This is a genomic window from Nonomuraea sp. NPDC049784 (assembly GCF_040659615.1).
Classification (GTDB): Bacteria; Actinomycetota; Actinomycetes; order Streptosporangiales; family Streptosporangiaceae; genus Nonomuraea.
Genome location: NZ_JBFAMX010000052.1, coordinates 19,651 through 34,649 on the forward strand (window position 1 = coordinate 19,651; position 14,999 = coordinate 34,649).

At 69.1% G+C, this 14,999-nt stretch carries 16 protein-coding genes; 10 read left to right on the forward strand and 6 right to left on the reverse strand.

The window, feature by feature from the left end; translation table 11 throughout:
* Positions 1-12: 12 nt before the first annotated feature.
* The 5 genes from AB0J09_RS14585 to AB0J09_RS14605 are packed head-to-tail and all read left to right on the forward strand — an operon-like array spanning position 13 to position 7,004.
* Positions 13-3,504, forward strand: coding sequence for a nitrate reductase subunit alpha (locus AB0J09_RS14585; protein WP_360689977.1), 3,492 nt, complete (start codon positions 13-15; stop codon positions 3,502-3,504).
* Entirely contained in the window at positions 3,504-5,108 is a 1,605-nt protein-coding gene (gene narH / locus AB0J09_RS14590) for a nitrate reductase subunit beta (protein WP_360689979.1), read from the forward strand. The genes AB0J09_RS14585 and narH overlap by 1 nt, the downstream gene beginning before the upstream one ends.
* Positions 5,105-5,659: a nitrate reductase molybdenum cofactor assembly chaperone gene (narJ, locus tag AB0J09_RS14595; protein ID WP_360689981.1), complete on the forward strand. Its 555-nt coding sequence runs from the start codon at positions 5,105-5,107 to the stop codon at positions 5,657-5,659. Before narH ends, narJ begins: the two co-directional genes overlap by 4 nt.
* On the forward strand, positions 5,656-6,336 hold the full coding sequence (narI, locus tag AB0J09_RS14600) for a respiratory nitrate reductase subunit gamma (protein ID WP_360689983.1): 681 nt from the start codon (positions 5,656-5,658) through the stop codon (positions 6,334-6,336). The genes narJ and narI overlap by 4 nt, the downstream gene beginning before the upstream one ends.
* Before the next feature lie 47 nt (positions 6,337-6,383).
* Positions 6,384-7,004 carry a phosphotransferase gene (locus tag AB0J09_RS14605; RefSeq protein ID WP_360689985.1) on the forward strand — a complete coding sequence of 207 codons (621 nt, stop codon included), beginning with the start codon at positions 6,384-6,386 and terminating at the stop codon, positions 7,002-7,004.
* A gap of 5 nt (positions 7,005-7,009) precedes the next feature.
* Here the strand turns inward: AB0J09_RS14605 and AB0J09_RS14610 are convergent, their stop codons facing one another.
* Complete coding sequence (locus tag AB0J09_RS14610; RefSeq protein WP_360689987.1) at positions 7,010-7,699, reverse strand: aminoglycoside phosphotransferase family protein; 690 nt, start codon at positions 7,697-7,699, stop codon at positions 7,010-7,012.
* A 104-nt stretch (positions 7,700-7,803) separates the two neighbouring features.
* Here AB0J09_RS14610 and AB0J09_RS14615 point away from each other — a divergent pair, with 104 nt between their 5' ends.
* From AB0J09_RS14615 to AB0J09_RS14625, 3 genes are all read left to right on the forward strand, one after another.
* Entirely contained in the window at positions 7,804-8,019 is a 216-nt protein-coding gene (locus AB0J09_RS14615) for a hypothetical protein (RefSeq protein ID WP_360689989.1), read from the forward strand.
* A gap of 161 nt (positions 8,020-8,180) precedes the next feature.
* Positions 8,181-8,723, forward strand: coding sequence for a sigma-70 family RNA polymerase sigma factor (locus AB0J09_RS14620; RefSeq protein WP_360689991.1), 543 nt, complete (start codon positions 8,181-8,183; stop codon positions 8,721-8,723).
* A complete protein-coding gene (locus AB0J09_RS14625) occupies positions 8,720-9,871 on the forward strand; it encodes a CU044_5270 family protein (RefSeq protein WP_360689993.1) in 1,152 nt (383 codons plus the stop codon). Before AB0J09_RS14620 ends, AB0J09_RS14625 begins: the two co-directional genes overlap by 4 nt.
* On the opposite strand, the gene AB0J09_RS14630 is transcribed toward AB0J09_RS14625, so the two are convergent.
* The 3 genes from AB0J09_RS14630 to AB0J09_RS14640 are packed head-to-tail and all read right to left on the reverse strand — an operon-like array spanning position 9,868 to position 11,198.
* Positions 9,868-10,275: a hypothetical protein gene (locus AB0J09_RS14630; RefSeq protein ID WP_360689995.1), complete on the reverse strand. Its 408-nt coding sequence runs from the start codon at positions 10,273-10,275 to the stop codon at positions 9,868-9,870. The two genes, AB0J09_RS14625 and AB0J09_RS14630, sit on opposite strands and share 4 nt — an antisense overlap.
* On the reverse strand, positions 10,272-10,520 hold the full coding sequence (locus tag AB0J09_RS14635; protein ID WP_360689997.1) for a hypothetical protein: 249 nt from the start codon (positions 10,518-10,520) through the stop codon (positions 10,272-10,274). The genes AB0J09_RS14630 and AB0J09_RS14635 overlap by 4 nt, the downstream gene beginning before the upstream one ends.
* A 54-nt stretch (positions 10,521-10,574) precedes the next feature.
* Positions 10,575-11,198, reverse strand: a complete 624-nt coding sequence (locus AB0J09_RS14640; protein ID WP_360689999.1) for a TetR/AcrR family transcriptional regulator C-terminal domain-containing protein — start codon at positions 11,196-11,198, stop codon at positions 10,575-10,577.
* Between the two features lie 80 nt (positions 11,199-11,278).
* On the opposite strand from AB0J09_RS14640, the gene AB0J09_RS14645 reads away from it, so the two are divergent.
* A complete protein-coding gene (locus AB0J09_RS14645; RefSeq protein WP_360690001.1) occupies positions 11,279-12,712 on the forward strand; it encodes a DHA2 family efflux MFS transporter permease subunit in 1,434 nt (477 codons plus the stop codon).
* On the forward strand, positions 12,709-13,476 hold the full coding sequence (locus AB0J09_RS14650) for an SDR family NAD(P)-dependent oxidoreductase (RefSeq protein WP_360690003.1): 768 nt from the start codon (positions 12,709-12,711) through the stop codon (positions 13,474-13,476). The genes AB0J09_RS14645 and AB0J09_RS14650 overlap by 4 nt, the downstream gene beginning before the upstream one ends.
* A 28-nt stretch (positions 13,477-13,504) precedes the next feature.
* On the opposite strand, the gene AB0J09_RS14655 is transcribed toward AB0J09_RS14650, so the two are convergent.
* The gene (locus AB0J09_RS14655) at positions 13,505-14,659 is read right to left on the reverse strand and encodes an RtcB family protein (RefSeq protein ID WP_360690005.1); all 1,155 of its coding nucleotides are present in this window, start codon (positions 14,657-14,659) and stop codon (positions 13,505-13,507) included.
* A 65-nt stretch (positions 14,660-14,724) separates the two neighbouring features.
* The coding region (locus AB0J09_RS14660; RefSeq protein ID WP_360690007.1) for a hypothetical protein at positions 14,725-14,999 on the reverse strand (275 nt) is incomplete at its 5' end.

Consider the following 14,999-nt stretch of genomic DNA (forward strand, 5'->3'; position numbering starts at 1 on the left):
TGAAGTGGGGGTATGAGCGCGGAGGACCTCCTGCTGAAGACCGGCCGATTCCTGCGCAGGTCAGTCACCAGCCCCGACCTGCGCACTCTCCACCTGAAGGGCGGCACGGAAGGCGACGCCTTCTACCGCGACCGGTGGAGCCACGACAAGGTGGTCCGCTCGACGCACGGCGTGAACTGCACGGGCTCGTGCTCGTGGAAGGTGTACGTCAAGGACGGCATCATCACCTGGGAGACACAGCAGACCGACTATCCGAGCGTCGGCCCCGACCGCCCCGAGTACGAGCCGCGCGGCTGCCCGCGCGGCGCCGCCTTCTCCTGGTACACCTACTCGCCGACCCGGATCCGCTACCCGTACGCCAGGCGCGCCCTCGTCGAGATGTACGCGGAGGCGAAAGGACGCCTCAACGGCGACCCGGTCGCCGCATGGGCAGAAGTCACGATAGATCCGGAAAAGAGGCGTAAGTACCAGAGCGCCCGAGGCTGCGGCGGCCTCATCCGCATCACCTGGGACCAGGCGCTGGAGATGATCGCCGCCGCCCACGTCCACACCATCAAGGCGTACGGCCCTGACCGGATCGCCGGGTTCTCCCCCATCCCCGCCATGTCGATGGTCTCCCAGGCCATCGGCTCCAGGTTCGTGTCGCTGATCGGCGGCACCATGCTCTCCTTCTACGACTGGTACGCCGACCTGCCCGTGGCCTCGCCCCAGGTCTTCGGCGACCAAACGGACGTGCCGGAGTCGGCCGACTGGTGGGACGCGGCGTACCTGATGATGTGGGGCGCGAACGTCCCCGTCACCCGCACCCCCGACGCCCACTGGATGACCGAGGCCCGCTACCGGGGCCAGAAGGTCGTGGTGATCTCCCCGGATTTCAGCGACGCCGCCAAGTTCGCCGACGAGTTCCTCAGCGTGCGGCCCGGCACGGACGGCGCCCTCGCCATGGCCATGGGACACGTGCTGCTGAAGGAGTTCTTCGTCGAGCGTGAGACGCCCTACTTCACCGGCTACGTCAAACGCTTCACCGACCTGCCGTTCCTCGTCCGGCTCAAGGAGCACGCGGGCGCGTACGTGCCCGGCAGGTTCCTCACGGCCAAGGACCTGGGCTCGGAGGAGGAGGCGGCCGAGTGGAAGACCGTGCTCATGTCGGAGACCGGCGAGCCGGTCGTGCCGAACGGCTCGGTCGGCTTCCGCTGGACCGAGTCCGGCAAGGGCCGCTGGAACCTCGACCTGGGCATCGACCCCAGGCTCACCCTGTACGGCGGCGAGTCGGCCGAGGTCCTGCTGCCCCGCTTCGACGGCGGCCACTCGGTACGCAGGGGTGTGCCGGTCGCAAGGGTTGGCGACCACCTGGTGACCACGGTGTTCGACCTGCTCCTGGCCCAGTACGGGGTGGCGCGGGACGGGCTTCCCGGCGACTGGCCGGACGGCTATGACGCCGACGAGCCGTACACGCCGGCCTGGCAGGAGAAGATCACGGGGGTGCCCGCGGGAAGGGCGGCGAGGATCGCCAGGGAGTTCGCCAGGACGGCCGAGTCGACCGAGGGCCGATGCATGATCATCCTGGGGGCTGGCACCACGCAGTGGTTCCACGGCGACACGATCTATCGGGCGTTCCTGTCGCTCCTCCTGCTGACCGGCTGTCAGGGCCGCAACGGTGGCGGCTGGGCACACTACGTGGGCCAGGAGAAATGCCGTACCCAGAGCGGCTGGGCGCTGCTGGCGGGCGCCCTGGACTGGTCGCGGCCGCCACGGCAGGTCCCCGGCACGCCGTACTGGTACCTGCACACCGACCAGTGGCGTTACGACCACTTCGACGCGGGCGAGCTGGCCTCGCCGCTCGCCACCGGCGAGTTCCGCGGCAAGCACACCGCCGACCTGGTCACCGAGGCCGTCAAGAACGGCTGGATGCCGATGTCCCCGGCCTTCGACAGGAACCCCCTGGACCTCGGCGACGCCGAGGACCCCATCGCCTACACCCTCGAGGAGCTCCGCTCGGGCCGGCTCAAACACGCCGTGGAGAACCCGGACGACCCGCGCAACTGGCCCCGCGTGCTCACCCTGTGGCGCTCGAACCTCTTCGGCTCGTCCGCCAAGGGCAACGAGTATTTCCTGCACCACCTCCTCGGGGCCACCTCCAACCTGGAACACCCCGACGAGCGGGCCCCGAGCGGGAAGCTGGACCTCCTGGTCACGCTCGACTTCAGGATGACGTCCTCGACGGTCTTCTCCGACATCGTGCTCCCGGCCGCCACCTGGTACGAGAAGCACGACCTGTCGAGCACGGACATGCACCCGTTCGTGCACGCGTTCAACCCGGCGATCAACCTGCCCTGGGAGACGAAGACCGATTTTTCCGCCTTTCACGCCATCGCTGAGGCCTTCAGCAGGCTCGCCAAGGAGCATCTCGGCGTACGCAGGGACGTGGTCGCGACGGCGTACCAGCACGACACGCCGGGCGAGCTGGCGGTGGCCGGCGGACCCGAACTGAAGGTGGTGGAGCGCGACTACGGCGCCGTCGCCGAGAAGCTGGCGGCGCTCGGCCCGCTCACGGAGCAGCTGGGCCTGGCGGTCAAGGGCGTGACGTTCATGCCCGAGGAGGAGGTGGCCTGGCTGGGCCGGCGCTGCGGCCTGGTGCCGTGGGGCGCGGCCAAGGGCAGGCCCGAGCTCGACACCGACGCCAAGGCGTGCGAGGCAATACTCGCGCTCTCGGGCACGAGCAACGGCAGGCTGGCCGCGCAGGGCTTCAGGCAGCTCGCCCAGCGTACGGGCACCAGCTTCGAGGACCTGATCAACGAACGGCATCGCATCGACTTCGCCGACACCCAGGCCAGGCCCGTGCACGTGGCGGCCAGCCCCGAGTGGTCGGGCAAGGAGTCGCACGACCGCCGCTATTCCCCCTTCACGATCAACGTGGAGAACGGCAAACCCTGGCACACGCTCACCGGGCGCATGCACTTCTTCCTCGACCACGACTGGATGCACGAGTACGGCGAGGCGCTGCCGATCTACCGCCCCCCGCTCGACCTGGCCGCGCTGCACGGCGAGAGCGGCACTCTGCGTTACCTGACCCCGCACAGCAAGTGGTCTCTCCACTCCGAGTACCAGGACAACCTGCTGATGCTGACCCTGTCGAGGGGCGGTCCGACGATCTGGATGTCGGTGGAGGACGCGGCCGAGCTGGGCGTGGCGGACAACGACTGGATCGAGGCGGTCAACCGCAACGGCGTGGTCGTGGCCAGGGCCATCGTCTCGCACCGCATGCCGCGCGGCACGGTGTACATGCACCACGCGCAGGACCGGCTGATCGACGTGCCCAAGTCCGAGGCGACCGGCCGGAGAGGCGGCATCCACAACGCCCTGACCAGGGTGCTCATCAAGCCCACCCACATGATCGGCGGATACGCCCAGCTCTCGTACGGCTTCAACTACCTCGGGCCCACCGGGAGCCAGCGCGACGAGATCACCACCATCCGTCGCAGATCGCAGGAGGTGACGTACTGATGCGGATCATGGCTCAGATCGCCATGGTGATGAACCTGGACAAGTGCATCGGCTGCCACACCTGCTCGGTCACCTGCAAACAGACCTGGACCAACCGGCCGGGCGTCGAGTACGTCTGGTTCAACAACGTCGAGACCCGCCCGGGACAGGGCTACCCCAAGCGCTACGAGGACCAGGACCGCTGGCGCGGCGGCTGGGTGCTCAACAAGAAGGGCAAGCTCAAGCTCAGGGCGGGCGGCCGCGTGCACAAGCTGCTCACCATCTTCACCAACCCCCTCATGCCCTCACTCCAGGACTACTACGAGCCCTGGACCTACGACTACGAGAACCTCACCCGCGCCCCGCTCACCGGCGACATCCCCGTGGCGCCGCCCAGGTCCCTGATCAGCAACGAGCCGATGAAGATCCGCTGGAGCGCCAACTGGGACGACGACCTCGGCGGCGACCCGACGCCCGACCCCGTGCTGGCCAAGGTGTCCGATCAGGTCAAGCTGGCCTTCGAGCAGACGTTCATGTTCTACCTGCCACGCATCTGCGAGCACTGCCTCAACCCGTCGTGCGTGGCCTCCTGCCCTTCGGGCGCCCTGTACAAGCGGGCCGAGGACGGCATCGTGCTGGTGGACCAGGACAGCTGCCGGGGCTGGCGCATGTGCGTGACGGGCTGCCCGTACAAGAAGATGTACTTCAACCACAAGACCGGCAAAGCGGAGAAGTGCCATTTCTGCTACCCGCGCGTGGAGGTCGGGCTCCCGACGGTCTGCTCGGAGACCTGCGTCGGGCGCCTGCGTTACCTCGGGATCCTGCTGTACGACGCCGACCGCGTGACCCAGGCGGCCTCGGTCACCGACGAGCGCGACCTGTACGAGGCCCAGCTGGACGTGTTCATCGACCCGCACGATCCGGCGGTCGACACGGCGGGACTCCCGGCCGACTGGGTTGAGGCGGCGCGCAGATCCCCGGTGTACGACCTGATCAAGAAGTACCGGATCGCGCTCCCCCTGCACCCGGAGTACCGCACCCTGCCGATGGTCTGGTACGTCCCCCCGCTCTCCCCCGTCGTGGACGCGCTCGCCGGAGGGGGCCACGACGGCGAGGACGCGGGAAACCTGTTCGCCGCCATCGAGTCGCTCCGCATCCCGATCGGCTACCTGGCCGGGCTGTTCGCCGCCGGCGACCCGGCACCCGTGACCGCCGCGCTGCGCCGCCTGGCCGCGATGCGGTCGTACATGCGCGCGGTCAACCTGGGCGAGCCGCCGGTCCTGGCGGACGCGGGCCTGTCCGAGCACGACGTGCACGGCATGTACCGGCTGCTGGCGCTGGCCAAGTACGAGGAGCGGTACGTGATCCCGACCGCCTACGGCAACATCCCGCCGGGAGTCGTGGAGGAGGGCGGCTGCAGCCTCGACTACGACGCGGGGCCCGGCATGCAGGGCCCGTTCGGGGAGGCGTCGGGCAGGCCCGTCCCGGTCTCGATCGAGAGTTTCCACGGCCTGAAAGAACGCCAGACCAGCGACGAGGTCACCCACGACCGGGTGAACCTGCTCAACTGGGACGGCCGCGGTGCCCCCGCCGGCCTGTTCCCTCCCAAGAGAGGAAGGCCATGAACAGGACCGTCATCTGGCAAGCCGCCGCGCACCTCCTCGCCTACCCCGACGAGCGTTTCTGGCGCCGCCTCCCGCTGATCAGGGAGGCCGCCGAGCCGCATTTCGGGACGTTCCTGTCGCTCGTCTCCGAGCTCGGCCCCGGCGAGCTGGCCGCGCACTACGTGGAGACGTTCGACCTGCACCGGCGCTGCTGCCTCTACCTGACCTACTACACCGACGGCGACACCCGCCGCCGCGGCCTGTCACTGGCCGCGCTGAAACAGCTCTACCGCACGGCCGGCTGGGAGCTGATGGACGACGAGCTGCCCGACTTCCTGCCGGTGATGCTGGAGTTCGCCGCGGTCGACCCCTCGGGCGCGGCACTGCTCAAGGAGCACAGGCCGGGGCTGGAGCTGCTGCTCACCGCCCTGACCGACCGCGACTCGCCGTACGCGTACGTGATCAGCACGGTGTGCGCGACCCTCCCTCCGATCACCGCGGCGGAACGGAGCCAGGCCACGCGCCTGGCGCAGGGCGGGCCGCCGGCCGAGACCGTGGGAGGCTACCTGTGACGTGGGCGGAGAACATGCTCTGGATCGTCGCCCCGTACGTCACCCTGTTGATCTTCGTGGGCGGGCTGATCTGGCGTTACCGGTACGACAAGTTCGGCTGGACCACCCGCTCGTCCCAGCTCTACGAGAGCCCGCTGCTGCGCGTGGCCAGCCCGCTGTTCCACTACGCCCTGCTCTTCGTGATCGTCGGCCACGTCGCCGGGCTGCTCATCCCGATGAGCTGGACGGACGCGGTCGGCGTGTCCAACGACACCTACCACCTGAACGCGCTCATCTGGGGCGGCCTCGCGGGCCTGGCCACGCTGGTGGGGCTGGTCCTGCTGATCTACCGCCGCCGCACCAACGGCCCGGTGTTCATGGCGACCACGGTCAACGACAAGACGATGTACACGGTGCTGGCCGCGTCGATCGTGGCGGGCGTGGCGACGACGATCGCGGGGTTCGTGCCGAGCGAGGTGAGCTACCGGACCACGGTCGCGCCCTGGTTCCGCGGCGCCCTCATCCTCCAGCCGGACTCCATGGCGATGAGTCAGGCCAACGTCCTTTACAAGGTGCACACGGCCATCGGGATGATCCTGGTGGTTCTTTTCCCGTTCAGCCGCCTGGTGCATGCGTTTTCCGCCCCGTTGGGCTATTTGTTCCGTCCTTACATCGTGTATCGGAGTCGCGTTCGATAGCGTGCCGGGCGTCTGGGAGGGGCGCGGGTACGCCAGAATCGACCCTTGTGAAGCACGGGTACACCAACAGCACATTCGGCGACGGCGCCCTGGTCGTGAAGTGCTACCAGGGCCCGGAGGCGGCGTTCAGGCTCGGCACGGAGAGCAGATACCTGCGCCGCCTGCGCGGTCGCCTCCCGGTGCCCCGCGTGCACAAGGTCACCGAGACAAGCCTGACCACCCGCTTCGTCTCCGGCGTCCACGGCCAGGACCTCCTCGACGAGGGCCGCGCCGTGGAGGTGCTCACCGAGTGCGGCCGGATCCTGTCCGACCTCCACCGGCTGGGCATCGTGCACGGCGACTTCGGCCCGCAGAACATGCTGTTCGACCCGGCCACGTTCCGGACGACCGCCATACTCGACTGGGAGTGGGCCCACCCCGGGCGCCCGGTCGAAGACCTGGCGTGGTGCGAGTGGATCATCCGTAGCCACCACCCGGAGCACATCCCGCTGCTCTCCCACTTCTTCGCCGCCTACGACGGCCCCGTCCCCGAGTGGGCCGAACGCCAAGAGGCCATGGTGGCGCGCTGCCGTGCCCTGCTCGACTTCTGCGCCCGCTGGGAGCCCGGCGGCGGGGGCGAGAAGCTCTGGCGTGAACGCCTCGACGCCACGGCCTCCTGGACCGAGTAGCCGTCTCAGCCTGAGGACCGCGCGGGCGCCCGCAGGTCGCGTATCAGCCTCACGGCGTCGTCGAGCAGCGAGACCTCCCGCTCGCTGAGTGTCGGATTCGCGCCCCTCCCTGCCCTGGCCTGCTCGAGCCCTTCGCCGAAGTCCATGGCACCACCGAGCCCGGCGAGCAGCGCGACGAGGACCGCCCTTGCCGTCCCGGCGAACTCGTTGTCCTCATCCACCGCCACCTGTGCGATGATCACCGCCGACATGGCACAGTCGGCCCCCGGTGGCCCTTCCTGGCTGTTGCACCAGTCGATCACGACGGGCCCTCGGTGCGTCAGCATGACGTTGTCCGGATGCAGATCGAGATGCAGCACCCGATCACCGGGATCCTCTGACGCCTTCGCCGGGATCTCGTGCAGCCGCAGCAGCAGCCGCGCGAGAACCGTGCCCACCTCCTCAGGCGTGATCCCCCCGTCGACGAGCGCCCGCAACATCGTCGGCCCGGTCAACCGCCCCATCACCAGGTCAGTGGCCGGCCCCGCGCCGGGATACAGATCGGGCACCGGGAAGCCGTGCTCGGCCACGTACGCGATGACCGCCGCCTCCCGCCGTGCGTCGATGCCGATCCGGTAGCGCCGTAACACTCGCTCACCGTCGATCGCGTACACGTCCGCGGTACGCCCGGACCCCAGCAGCTCACCGATCTCCATGGCCGTAACCTACTTGCGCCGGCTCTGTAGTCGCACTATGGCCTTTTTATGGCGCCGACCATGATCGTTGATCTCGAAAGAGCCCCAAAGAAGGGAAATCACGCATGCGCGTTCGTGCAGGCATTGTCGCAGCCGGCATCGCAGCGCTGGCCGCCATCGGCGTCGCCGCTCCGGCCCAGGCCGCCTCGTGGACCTACATCGGCGAGTACACCAGCAAGTCGAAGTGCATCGACATGGGCCAGCAGTACCAGCGTGAGGGCTGGAACGAGTACAAGTGCTCGCTGAACGGCACCGGCTGGTACTTCCTCTGGGTCAGGTAGTCCCCGAGTACGAACGGCGCCTCCTGAAGAAGGGGGCGCCGTTTCGGTTCTTCGCCAGACCCCACGGGCGGAATGGAAATTTCGGCTGAGGTGTAACAACGGGAGAGTTCGGACCACTTCGTGGTGTCAGAAGAACGCATCCCGAACGAAGGGGCTGGGCGGTGACGGATGATGCGCACCGGTTCACCGGCATGTACGACGAATGCCGGCAACGCGTGTGGGCCTACGTGGTCAGCCGCGCGGGGCGGCAGGTGGCGGACGAGGTGGTGAGCGAGACGTTCGCGATCGCCTGGCGGCGGCTGGACGACGTGCCGGAGCCGGCGCTGCCGTGGTTGCTGGGGGTCGCCAGGAACGTGCTGCGCGACAACGTACGCGCCGAGGTACGCCGGGAGGCCGTCGCGGCCGAGCTGCGGGCCTGGACCGAGGGTGACGTGGCCGATCAGGTGACCGAGCGGCTGGGCGTGCTGCGTGCGCTGGCCACGCTGGCCGAGGACGATCGGGAGACTCTCGTCCTGGTCGCCTGGCACGGGCTGTCGCCGAAGGAGGGTGCGCGGGTCGTCGGCTGCTCGGCGGCGGCTTTCCGCGTACGCCTGCATCGGGCGCGCAAACGGCTCAAGCAGGCCATGGAAGCCAAGGCCACAGAGGCCCCCGGCCTGGAGCCGGCCCTGCCCCACGTGCGGAACCTCAGCGAGGAGTGGTCATGAACCCCATCGACGAGCTCAAGGCCGCCAGGCCCGCCCACCTCGACGACGACCGGCCCATCGACCCGCGCACCAGAGCCGCGGAGCTCTCCCGTGCCATGTCGGTCCCCAGGCCGGCACGGCGCAGGCGCGGGGCCGTGCGGCCCGCGTGGGGGCTGGGGCTGGCCGGGGCCGCGGCCGCTGTGACGGCGGCGGTGGTGGTCCTGTCCATGAACGGCACGGCGCCGGCGCCGCGGCCGTCCACCGGCAGCCCCGCGAGCGTACCGAACGCTCAGAAGGTGACGTTGTCGGCTCGGGACGTGCTGCTGGCCGCCGCCGAGAAGGCGGACCGGCAATCGGACGGCAGCGGCGCGTATTGGCACAGCGAGTCGGTGCGCCGGACCATGTTCGCCGCTGCCCAGGGCGGCTACCTGGTCATGGACCAGGAGCGGAACGAGGGCTGGACGCCCCGCGCCACCGGCGCCGACCAGGAGCAGTGGAGCCGCGACCAGCCGCTCGGCGCGCGTCCTGTCACCGAACAGGACCGGCAGGCGTGGGAGCGGGCCGGGTCGCCCGCCGAGATCAAAGTCACGGTCCCCGGAAAGGGCGCGCCCAAGGGCGACCTCGTCCTCAGCACCTCCCCGGGCAAGGCCAGCTCCGGTCACATGCCCCTGGTGGACGGGGACAAGGTGTTCTGGCTGGGCCGTAACGTCACCATGAAGGATCTGCTCGGGCTGCCCAGCGACCCGGGCAAGCTCAAGCGGTGGCTGCGGGCGTCGTACGAGGGCCATGACACCGAGTCCTCGAGCGTGCCGATGTCAGAGGAAGCCTGGCTGTTCAGGGTCAGCATGGGGTTGATCATGGACATGCCGGTGACGCCCGAGGTTCGCGGAGCCGCGTTCCGGATGCTGGCCGAGCTCGACGGCGTGAAGGTCATCGAGAACGTCACGGACGCCGAGGGACGCCGGGGCACCGCGGTGGCGATCAAGGAGCGCACCCAGGGCGACGGCGTCTCCGAGAACCGGCTGATCTTCGATGAGGCCACCGGACGCGCCCTGGCGAACGAGAACGTCGTGGTGAAGCCGGGCGGCTTCCAGGCCGGCTTCGAGCCCGGCACGGTCTGGAACTCCAACGCGCTGATCGAGGCGGGCTGGACCGACGCCAAGCCCTAGGAGACCTGGCGGGACTCGTCGTTCGCGTTCGTACGGATCTGCTGGATGCGCTGCTTGGTCAGGCCGAGCAGCTCGCCGATGTCCCCGTCCGACAGTCCGAGCTCGTGCATGTGCTTGACGCGCTTCTTGAGCGTACGCGTGTAGTCCTCGGCGATCGCGGCGGCCTGGCGCTGGAGGGCGGCGAAGTCGTCGAGGTCCTGCTCGGACAGGCCGGGCAGCGCGTAGTGGTAGACCGGCGTGGGCGGCCGCTGGCAGTCGGCGAAGAGGAACGGCAGCCCTTCGGCGACGTCCCCGTGCAGCTCTTTCAACGTGCGGGCGGACATGCCGCCGGCCACGCCGTCCACCTGGGCCAGCCAGAGGCTGCCCGCCATGGTGATGTGAACGTCAACGCGGTCCGCGGTCATGGATCCTCCAGCCAGTCGTCACCGAACAGGGGCGCGAGCCCCCGTTCGAGGGAGTCCACCAGGTGCGGGGTCTCCCCGGGGTAGAGCGGGACGATCGCGCGGGCCGCGACGCGGCCCTCGGCGTCCCATAGCAGGAGGAATCGCTGGCGTTTCGTCGTTTCCGCCCAGTCGCAGCGCAAGCCATGGGTGTGGGAGAGCCTGATGATCCGATCGCGGATGGCCGCGTAGTCGTCTCGTTCCACCACACGCGGCAGACTATATCCCTTGCCTAACGCCGACAAGGGGCCTTGTCGTCATGATTAGTCCGTAACCCAGGCCTTCATGAAAGTGTCTACGGCGGCGCTGGCCATGTCCCGTAGCTCGACGGCCGGGATCGCACGGGTTCCCATCTGGGAACGGGCCTCCAGCGGACCGATGACCAGCGCCATGAACTGCTCCGCCGCCACGTCAGGGTCGCCGGCGCGCAGGCGCCCCGCGAGCGCGAGCCGGGCCAGCCGGTCGGCCAGGGCCTGGTTGAGGCGGTGGGGACCGCTCTCCTTGACGATGTCGAGCACGTCAGGGAACCGGATGATCTCCGAATAGAGCAGGCGCCGCAGCGCGCAGGAGCGCTCGTCGGTGTGCAGCCGGAGCAACTCGTCGGCGACGCCCTCCAGCGTGGCGCGCAGGTCGTCGCCGGGGTCGGCCAGCGGCTCCAGGGCCGCCAGGCGCTCGCGGAACGCGGTCTGCGCGGCGGCCTCGATCGCGTTCCTGAACAGGGTCGCCTTGTCCGCCATGTGGTTGTACACCGTCGGCTTGGCCACACCCGCCTCGTCCGCGATGTCCTGCACGCAGGCCTGCGCGTAGCCCAGGCGGGCGAACACGGTGAACGCGCCCTCCAGGATCGCCTGCCGCTTGTCGATACGTCCCCGCGAGATGGTGGCCATACCTCCAGATTGTACTTTCCGGTTCAACTTCATGGACGGAGGAGTTGCGTGCGAACGCATGAGATAACTACGTTGAACCCATGAGTTCAAATGATGATGATCGTCTGGACCCACGGCTGCTGGGGATCATCGGCGTGATCCTGCTCGGCGGGCTGCTGGGCATCCTCAACAGCACGATGGCCGCCGTCGCCGTTGACACCCTGGCCGGGGCCTTCGACACCTCCCTCAGCACGATCGGCTGGACGTCCACCGGGTTCCTGCTGGCCGTGACCGCCACCATCCCGTTCACCACCTGGGCCGTCGACCGGTTCGGCGGCAAGCGGCTGTGGCTGACGGGGCTGGCGCTGTTCCTCGCCGGGGCGCTCGGGGCCGGGCTGGCCTGGAACGTCGGTGCCCTGATCGTGTTCCGCGTGCTGCAGGGGTTCGGGGCCGGGCTGCTGGACCCTCTCGTGCTCATCCTGCTGGCCCGCGCCGCCGGGCCGCGCCGGGCCGGGCGGGTGATGGGGCTGATGGGCGTGGTCCTGTCCATGGGGCCGGTGCTCGGGCCGATCGCGGGCGGCGCCGTGCTCGCCGGCCTCTCATGGCGGTGGATGTTCCTGCTCAGCGTGCCTGTCGGCCTCGTGGCGCTGCTGCTGGCCCTGCGGGCGATCCCCGCCGACTCCGGCGACGGACCATCCTCCATGCGGCTGGACGGGGCCGGGCTGGCACTGCTCGGGCCCGGGTTCGCGGCCGTCGTCCTCGCGCTGTCACAGACGGCCGAGCAGGGCACGTTCACCGCCTGGCAGGCGCTGCTCCCGCTGGGCCTGGGCACGGTGCTGCTGCTCGCCTACGCCGTCCACGCGCTACGCGGAGGCCGTTCGGATGGTCGCACCCCGCCCCTGATCGACCTGCGGTTGTTCGCCAGCCGGGGCTTCAGCGCGAGCGTCACGATCATGGGACTCGGCGGACTTGCCCTCTTCGCCGCCCTGTTCGCCCTACCCTTGTACTACCAGCAGGCCCACGGGCACGGCGTGCTCGCGGCCGGTCTACTGATGGCGCCAATTGGGCTCGGCGGGGCGGTCGCCATGCCCCTGGCCGGGCGGCTGTCGGACCGCGTCGACGCCCGCGGGCTGGCCACCGGCGGCGCGATCGTGGCCGGGCTCAGCGCGCTGGCCTTCACCAAGATGGGTGCGGACACGCCGGTGGTCTGGCCGGCGCTGGCGGCGTTCACCATCGGGCTGGGCAGCGGGTGCTTCAGCGCGCCCTCGATGGGCTCCCTCTACCGGGCGCTGCCGCCGTCCATGGTGGCGCAGGGCAGTTCGGTGCTCTACATGCTCAACCAGCTCGGTGCGGCGCTCGGCGTAGCCGTCGTCACGCTCGTCCTCCAGACCGCCGGCGACATGATCAGCGGGTTCCACGGCATCTTCTGGCTCGTCGCGGCGATGACCGTGATCATCCTTGCCGCTGTCCCGCTGCTGGCGGGCAGCCCCCGTACGCAGGCCGTACCGGAAGAAGAGCTCGCGAGGACCCCATGAAGACACTGGTGATCAGCGGTGGCACGGACGGCATGGGGCGGGCGCTCGCCCGCACCTACCTCGAACGCGGCGACACTGTGGCCGTCATCGGACGCGACAAGTCCAAGGCCCTCCCCGGGGCGGCGTTCATCCCGGCGGACCTGAGCTTGATCAGCGAGAACCGACAAGTGATCGAGGAGGTCAACGCCAGGTTCCCGGTCGTGGACGCGCTCGTGCTGTGCGCCCGTTTCTTCCGTACGCACCGGTTCGTAACGGCGGAGGGGGTGGAGGGAACGTTCGCGCTGGACTACCTGAGCCGCTTCCTCCTCAGCTACGGCCTCACCGCACCCCGCCTCATCGTGAACGTGTCAGGGCCAGGACAGCCGACCGGGCGCGTCCACTGGGACGATCTCATGCTCGAGCGCGGGTACAACGGCATGGCCGCCCAGTTCCAGGCCGGGAAGGCGAACGACCTGCTGGGCGTGGCCTTCGCCGCGCGACACGGCGACCGTACCCGATATGTCCTGATACACCCTGGCGGCGTGTCGACGAGCGTCGCAGGCGAGTACGACGAGGCGACCGCCGCGCACGTGGAGGCGCTCAAAAGGCATGGGCTGCCGGTCGAGGAAGGCATCAAGCCGATCGTCGCCCGTATCGACAACCCACCCGCCGAACCGCTCAGCGCCTTCATGCGAGAGCGCCGGATTGACCTGGACGGACTGTCCTTCGACCAGGCCGCCGCGGAACGGCTCCACTCGCTCACGCTGCAGGTGCTTGAGAGATGAGTGCTCTGCCGCCCGACCGGCGGCAGAGCTATCCCTTGTAGTTGAAGATCTGGCGCAGCGTGTGCTGGACCTCCACCAGATCCTTCTGGTCCGCCATCACCTGGTCGATGGGCTTGTACGCCTCCGGGTGCTCGTCCACCAGTGCGGCGGCCCGGTTCGCGTTCCAGGTGCGGCCGCTCATCGCCTGGGTCAGGGAAGCCGCGGACAGCTCCTTCTTCGCCTTGGTACGCGACATGCGCCGCCCTGCGCCGTGCGCGCACGAGTTGTACGACTCGGGGTTACCGCGGCCACGCACGATGTACGACCGGGCGCCCATCGAGCCGGGGATCACGCCCTCGTCACCGGTGTCGGCCTTGATGGCGCCCTTGCGGGTGATCCACAGGGTCTTCCCGTAGTGGGTCTCCTGCTGGGTAAAGTTGTGGTGGCAATTGATCCTACGCACCCGCTGCCCCTTGCCGACGACCCGGAACAGGGCGTTGATCAGGACCTTGTCCATCCGGGCACGCGAGGCCATCGCGTAGTGCTGGGCCCACAGCATGTCCTCGATGTACGCGGTGAACTCCGGCGTGCTCTGCACGAGGTACGCCAGGTCCGGGTCCTCCAGTCCGACGGCCTGCTTCCGCATCAGCTTCTTCGCGCCCGTGATGTGCATCTGGGCGAGCTGGTTGCCGATGCCACGCGAGCCCGAGTGCAGCACCGTCCAGACGTGGTCCCGCTCGTCGAGGCAGACCTCGACGAAGTGGTTGCCGGAGCCGAGGGTGCCGAACTGGTCGGCCACCTTCTTGGCCTGCTTGGGAGTGAGGTCGGTGTACGGGAGCCCGAGATCGCTGAGCGCGCGGTCCACGGACGGGTCCTCGTGCCCCTTCCCGACGCCGGCAGGGATGCGGTGCTCCACCATCGGCATCAGGGCGGCGAGGGTCTCGGGCAGGTCGGCGGCCATGAGCGACGTCTCGGTGGCCACCATGCCGCAGCCGATGTCCACGCCGACGGCGGCGGGGATGATCGCGTTCTCGGTGGGGATCACCGAGCCGACCGTCGCACCGACGCCGACGTGTGCGTCGGGCATGAGAGCGACGTGGCCGGAGACGAACGGCAGGCGCGCGGTGCGAGCGGCCTGCAAGATCGCGCCTTCGTCGATCTCGCTGGCCCACGACAGCAGGTTCGGTGCGGGCTGGTTCGGCATGGGATGAATCTCCTCACTGGTTCTTGATCAGTGTGGCGCGACCAGGGAAGGGAATCACATCTATTTTATCGAACGGGGGTTTCACGGTCGGCTGTCCGTGAGTGCCGAAGCAGCTGTGTCAGCCGGAGCACGGCCAGGACGCCGACCCCCAGGTGCGCGGAGACGAGTGCGATCTGGAAGATCCGCTGGCCCGTCGTGAGATCGACCGCGTAGCCGCCGTCGTAGAACCCGGACATGAACGCCAGCACCCCAGCGACCGCCATCAGGGCCGCGGCCGGTACGGCGACGACACGTCGGCGCCGAGTGGCCGCGGCGACCAGGACGGTCAGCGCGACCATCA

What these genes read in the sequence shown, in the direction of transcription:
- AB0J09_RS14585 (WP_360689977.1), top strand. Translation starts at nt 13, where the DNA reads ATGAGCGCGGAGGACCTCCTGCTGAAGACCGGCCGATTCCTGCGCAGG.
- narH (WP_360689979.1), top strand. Translation starts at nt 3,504, where the DNA reads ATGCGGATCATGGCTCAGATCGCCATGGTGATGAACCTGGACAAGTGC.
- narJ (WP_360689981.1), top strand. Translation starts at nt 5,105, where the DNA reads ATGAACAGGACCGTCATCTGGCAAGCCGCCGCGCACCTCCTCGCCTAC.
- AB0J09_RS14610 (WP_360689987.1), bottom strand. Translation starts at nt 7,699, where the DNA reads ATGGAGATCGGTGAGCTGCTGGGGTCCGGGCGTACCGCGGACGTGTAC.
- AB0J09_RS14615 (WP_360689989.1), top strand. Translation starts at nt 7,804, where the DNA reads ATGCGCGTTCGTGCAGGCATTGTCGCAGCCGGCATCGCAGCGCTGGCC.
- AB0J09_RS14625 (WP_360689993.1), top strand. Translation starts at nt 8,720, where the DNA reads ATGAACCCCATCGACGAGCTCAAGGCCGCCAGGCCCGCCCACCTCGAC.
- AB0J09_RS14630 (WP_360689995.1), bottom strand. Translation starts at nt 10,275, where the DNA reads ATGACCGCGGACCGCGTTGACGTTCACATCACCATGGCGGGCAGCCTC.
- AB0J09_RS14640 (WP_360689999.1), bottom strand. Translation starts at nt 11,198, where the DNA reads ATGGCCACCATCTCGCGGGGACGTATCGACAAGCGGCAGGCGATCCTG.
- AB0J09_RS14645 (WP_360690001.1), top strand. Translation starts at nt 11,279, where the DNA reads ATGAGTTCAAATGATGATGATCGTCTGGACCCACGGCTGCTGGGGATC.
- AB0J09_RS14650 (WP_360690003.1), top strand. Translation starts at nt 12,709, where the DNA reads ATGAAGACACTGGTGATCAGCGGTGGCACGGACGGCATGGGGCGGGCG.
- AB0J09_RS14655 (WP_360690005.1), bottom strand. Translation starts at nt 14,659, where the DNA reads ATGCCGAACCAGCCCGCACCGAACCTGCTGTCGTGGGCCAGCGAGATC.